Origin of the sequence: Bacillus sp. LK2 (genome assembly GCF_001043575.1) — a bacterium.
GTDB lineage: Bacteria > Bacillota > Bacilli > Bacillales > Bacillaceae_G > Bacillus_A > Bacillus_A paramycoides.
In genome coordinates, this window is sequence record NZ_LDUK01000094.1 from 1 (window position 1) to 5400 (window position 5400).

The 5400-nt window shown below is 35.7% G+C and carries 5 protein-coding genes; 2 read left to right on the forward strand and 3 right to left on the reverse strand.

Going from position 1 to position 5400, the window contains the following annotated elements:
• Nucleotides 1-160 precede the first annotated feature (160 nt).
• The 3 genes from VK90_RS27190 to VK90_RS27200 form a co-directional block, all read right to left on the reverse strand.
• Nucleotides 161-793 (reverse strand): class I SAM-dependent methyltransferase, encoded by a 633-nt coding sequence (locus VK90_RS27190; RefSeq protein WP_048376716.1) that lies wholly within the window; start codon nt 791-793, stop codon nt 161-163.
• A 743-nt stretch (nt 794-1536) separates the two neighbouring features.
• Nucleotides 1537-2484, reverse strand: a complete 948-nt coding sequence (locus VK90_RS27195) for a DUF4179 domain-containing protein (RefSeq protein ID WP_048376712.1) — start codon at nt 2482-2484, stop codon at nt 1537-1539.
• 3 nt (nt 2485-2487) lie between these two features.
• Entirely contained in the window at nt 2488-3018 is a 531-nt protein-coding gene (locus tag VK90_RS27200) for an RNA polymerase sigma factor SigX (RefSeq protein WP_048376714.1), read from the reverse strand.
• Nucleotides 3019-3657: 639 nt separating this feature from the next.
• Between VK90_RS27200 and VK90_RS27205 the strand changes: the two genes are divergently transcribed.
• Entirely contained in the window at nt 3658-4104 is a 447-nt protein-coding gene (locus tag VK90_RS27205) for a MarR family winged helix-turn-helix transcriptional regulator (protein ID WP_000817662.1), read from the forward strand.
• Between the two features lie 32 nt (nt 4105-4136).
• On the forward strand, nt 4137-5081 hold the full coding sequence (locus VK90_RS27210) for an acetyl-CoA carboxylase carboxyltransferase subunit alpha (RefSeq protein WP_000052085.1): 945 nt from the start codon (nt 4137-4139) through the stop codon (nt 5079-5081).
• The last annotated feature ends 319 nt before the right edge of the window (nt 5082-5400 follow it).

Here is a 5400-nt window from a genome sequence, read left to right on the forward strand (position 1 = left end):
GTTATTGACTAGTTTTTGGTTTATTGCATTATCGATCCCCGTGAGCGGAACAAAAAAGGTTTGAGTCTCTTTGTCCGGCTGCTTTCGACCAGCTGTCCCGACGGTCGGATTCACATCGGCAAGTTCGTCGGCACACACAGCCCCCCTCCCGAGGCTGCCATCAGCGGACGCAAGCTGCCATCTCCCAGCAAATTTTCGGCTTCCGGTAGCGGTGCATGTCCGTTTCCGTCAACACGTTGATCGCCCATCCGTCAAACAACCGACGCATATCTGCTTCGTCAAAAAAACGTTTCCGCCGCCCCTCATGCTCGTAATAACGGGGTTCCAATTCGATGCCCTGGCCGGCACCGTAATGAACATCGCGCGTGGAATTCAAGCGGGCTAGCAGCATTCCGCCAGTGCCGACAACTCTCGCAATTTCGCTAACGATAGAAACAGTATCGTCCCAGTGAAAATAATGCAGGGACAAATCCGCGACAACCGCCCTCGCGCTACCATCCGGAAACGGCAATCCTCCTGTCATATCGAATAGATTTGTTTCAACGCCTGGCACATATTTGCGTATAATCGCCAACGACTCAGAGGAGAAGTCGCAGGCGATGACCCGATAACCTCGTTCTGTTAAAAACAAAGAGTCGCTGCCATATCCGCAGCCAAGATCAATGACCGGTCCATCTTGGGCCAATTCTAGCATCGGCTCGTATTTTTCCAGCCAAAAATCTACTTGCGGCTTGCCGAGATTCACATCGGCAAACACCTCGTTCCAATGTTCAGCTTCTGAACGTCTCGTCATGGTCAGAACCTCACTTTCTGCGGAGAAGAGCGTAATAATTAGATGCTTGCTATCATTTTGACAAAAGGAAAGCTTCCTTTCTAGATCGCACATACCTGTCCGTTAGCTTAATGCCTCCCGGTCAGTCTAAGACTTTATTTCCTTAAAGGGGTCTCACCAACATTTTCTAATTATCTTAACTTCGGCTTGTAGAATACCTTCTTCAGATAAGATTTTTACATTTCTACTCGGTGCAATAATTCGTATTTCATCACCTTTTTTTAATTTAGATGGTACAAACACTAAATTCACTTCCTCTCATTTTTATTCTTTAGTTGAGTGAAAATTCCTACATCTATTATACCTTGATTGGAAAAATGAGGTGCTGTTTTTATAATATTGACTTTCACTTTATTGGGTACCGCCCCACATCGCTATCAAGAACAGGTTACTTCAAAACAATAAAAACGAGCAAAATGCACAAAATTTTCGTTTTGGGGGAATTTCAAAATCTTAAGTTGATGGACATGGGGTCACCTTATCAAAAAAAGAAAATTGTACGTTTGGACACATTTTAGACACAAATTAACCGATCCCCTGTACGTTAAGGAACCGGCTACTTACTTTACTACCTTTTTATGATTATGAAATTAAAAAAGATATAGTAGAAATCATGTATGAAATAAATGCAAGTAACACAAGGAAGAATATAAGCATGGTATTGGAAACACATCGTTCTATTCTTTTTTTCATTTGAACTTACTTTATTTTTTTAATTTGGTAGGATCAATTTGAAGTTGGGCTTTCCAAGAACCAGATACTTTTCCAATCCTGTTTATATTTACATCTAATGTAAGTGGTTGTTTAAAGGAATCTTTCCCTTCAGGACCTTCGATAAATGTGATGACACCTTCTGGTCTATCCTTAAAACGAATACCAATTTCCGTTAATTCTGCACCTGATGCTTTTAGTTCGAATGGTCCATCACTTGCTCCTTGAATAAATGCTAATTGTCCGAAGTACCCATTTTTCTTATACTCTGGGTTTTTTTCTTGATGACCATTTACTTTGCCGTCATCTTCAAGTTGTAACCCTGTTGTATCAAATTCAAACGGTACTACATTTCCATTTTCTTTTTCAATTTTGTAATGAACGGATATACGTGCATCCGCTACATATAATTCTTTCAGATGTACTGTAACACCTTGATCTGTAATCTTTTCATCAAGAGGAATAAATTGCCCTTTTGTAACGTCTCTTCCTTCATCAATAATCGTATCATTTGAAATTGCATTGGAAAAATAAGAGGCAACATCTGTAGCTGCAACTCGAACTTGTGGAATCATGGCTGTTGCAAAAAGCCCTGCTACCGCTACTGCAGTATACATGAAACGTTTTGATTTTTTATTCATATTTGTAAACAATCCCTTCTTCGGTTCCATTTTTTCATTGATATAAGAAACATTTTCTAATTTTGCGTGACTTTCAAATACTTTCCACGCTTGGTCAACATCAATCTCGATTTCTTTTGATGAATGTACTGTTGCTTCCTCTAATTTGACATTTTCCCATTGATTTAATTTGGTGATTTCGAGTAATAAATCTTGGCATGCGTTACAAGTATCTATGTGTTTTGTGAATTCTTTTCTTGTCCCATCAGATAATTCACCATCTATATATGCTTGAATAAACCCCATATCATAACAATTCATTTATTATGCCTCCTCTAATTGTTGATAGATTTTACGAAATTTTTGCTTGGATCGGACTAATAATGTTCCAATAGATGATATGTCGATTTGAAGAACTTCTCCAATTTCTTTATATTGAAAACCAGAAAATTTCATTAATAAAATGGTTCGATCTTTCTCATTCATTTCACTAAGCGCCATTTGTACTTTTGTAATTTCTTCTTTTCTAATCCAATCATCATCTAGGGATGAAATGTGCTGTACTTCATGATATTGTATGGTTTTATCTACTCTCGCCTGATGTCGTTTTTCGGATCGTATATACTTATAAGCTACAAAAGTAGAAGATTTTATTAGCCATCCAGATAAGTTCTCAATCCCCTTCCAATTGTTGCGGTATAACTGTAAAAATACTTCTTGTGCCAATTCTTCAGCAATCGTCTGGTTTTTGACAATCCAAACAATCTGTTTCACAACGTACACATAGTTTTGTTTAAACAAATCTTCAAATGTCACATCCGAAACAGGCTTTTCTTCCCTTTCAATCTTAAACATGTCGGTTAAAACCTCACTCTCATTTGATGCCTGTATTATATAGAACCCGAATTAATGATTTTTGTGACAAAAATTCTTATTTTTTTTATATGTACAAAAAAACATTCATCTTTCAATCAGATGAATGCAAAAATTAAAATCATTTTGGTTTCTTAGATTATTTGTGTAGTTTAAACCAAAAAACAAATTTTAATAATCTAAGACCATTACGAGAGAAAAATTATATAAAAAAGTAAGTATCCGGTTTCTTAGCGTACAGGGAACCGGCTGAAATGCGTCCAAATTGTGTCCAAACGTACAATTTTCTTAAAATGATATGGTGACCCCATGCCCATCAACTTAAGAATTTAGAATTCCCCCCCAAAAATTATGAGTTTTTTGTTACAAGTTATCACAAAATTTCGTTTTTGGGGTAGTTTTATTTTCTTAGATTGATTGCGATGAGCGGTACCCCATAAAGGCCCCCGATACATAATTGATGTTCTGCCATTTGTAGAAAACAATCCACTTATACCATTTTAACAAGAAGAAATATCTCGTCCATGTTGTAATATTGGCTTACGTTAAGCTTGTGAAAAAATCATATTCATGTATAATACAATTGATGTATGATACATTAGTTGTAGGAGGGTGACCTTTTTGAAAAGAGAAGATGCCTTAAAACTAAGAACAGATATTAAGAAAATGATTATAATAACTGGGGTTTTTGAATCTCAAAATTTGCCCAATGGACCATTTGAAAAACCTTTACCAACTTCTCAAATGATGGCGTTAGAGGAACTAGAGGTGGAAAAACTAACTGTTTGGCAACTATCCAATAAACTTAGATTAGAGACTTCAACTGTAAGTAGATTGGTAGATAAGTTAGTAAAAAAGGGGCTTATTTATCGTGAAGTAAATGAAAAAAATAGAAGAGAACTTTTTCTGCACCTCACAGAAAAAGGTCACATAACTGTTAATTGCTTAAGAGAGCAATCCATTACATTTTATCAAAGTATTCTCAATAATTTATCAGAATCAGAACAAAAAATAGTTGTGGATGGTTTTGAATTATTTATTGATTCTATTTCTAAGCCTTTTGATTAGAGTGAGGTAAGTCATAACATTTGGAGGATAAAATGAGTTTGCATTTTGAACGTCCTATTATTGAATTAAAAGAGAAATTTGATGAATTAAAGAAAATTATGAAAGAAAATAATGTAGATTTATCGTCAGAAATTCATGAATTAGAAAAACGTTTAAATAAAATGCAAGATAAAATTTATTCTAATATTACACCTTTTCAACGAGTTCAAATTGCAAGGCTACGTAACCGACCCACGACATTGGACTATATACCTTTATTGTTTACAAACTTTCTCGAACTTCATGGTGATCGATTATATGGTGATGATAAAGCAATGATAGGTGGTATTGCAAAATTTAAAGGAATGCCCGTTACGGTTATTGGTCATCAAAGAGGTAGAAATACAAAGGAAAGTATAGAAAGAAATTTTGGAATGGCACATCCAGAAGGTTATAGAAAAGCGCTAAGACTTATGAAACAAGCTGATAAATTTAATCGCCCTATTATTACATTTATTGATACAATAGGCGCCTATCCAGGGATAGGGTCTGAAGAACGTGGAATTTCTGAAGCGATAGCTCGAAATCTATTTGAAATGACTACACTTAAAGTGCCAATTGTTTGTATTGTAATTGGAGAGGCATCAAGTGGTGGAGCTCTTGGCATTAGTGTCGGTAACCATATCCATATGTTAGAGTATTCATGGTACTCGGTAATTTCGCCAGAAGGAGCAGCATCTATCCTATGGAAGGACGCTAAGTATGCTCCAGAAGCTGCTGAACATATGAAAATTTCAGCAAAAGATTTAAAACATTTAGGAATTATTGATGAAATCATTCCTGAAATTAAAGGTGGAGCACAAAATGATATAAAATCACAGGCAAAAATGATTGAATCTGTAATCGAATCATCTCTAAAAAAATTGATACTATTATCCTCGGAAGAGCTTATACAACAGCGGTATGAAAAGTATAGACAAATAGAGAATTATAAATGAAAATATTTAAAGTCCGTATTACATTTCGGAGGATTATCGCAAAAAATTCTAAATATTTTGTAAGTAACCTCTTAAACTGGGATATGTTGATACTATTACTCTACAAAAGATGTGTGATCGGTATGGAAAAGGAAAATTTGTTCAAATGGAAGCATTATCACATAACCATCAACTTAAGAAATTGATTGTTCCCCAAAACGAAAAAATGAGCTGAATTCTCATAAATAACTGTAAAAAGGTGAAAATTTCGTTATGGGGGGTATCTCAAAAGCTTAGGTTGATGGCAATGTGGTGCTACCCCACATCCATCAACTTAAGG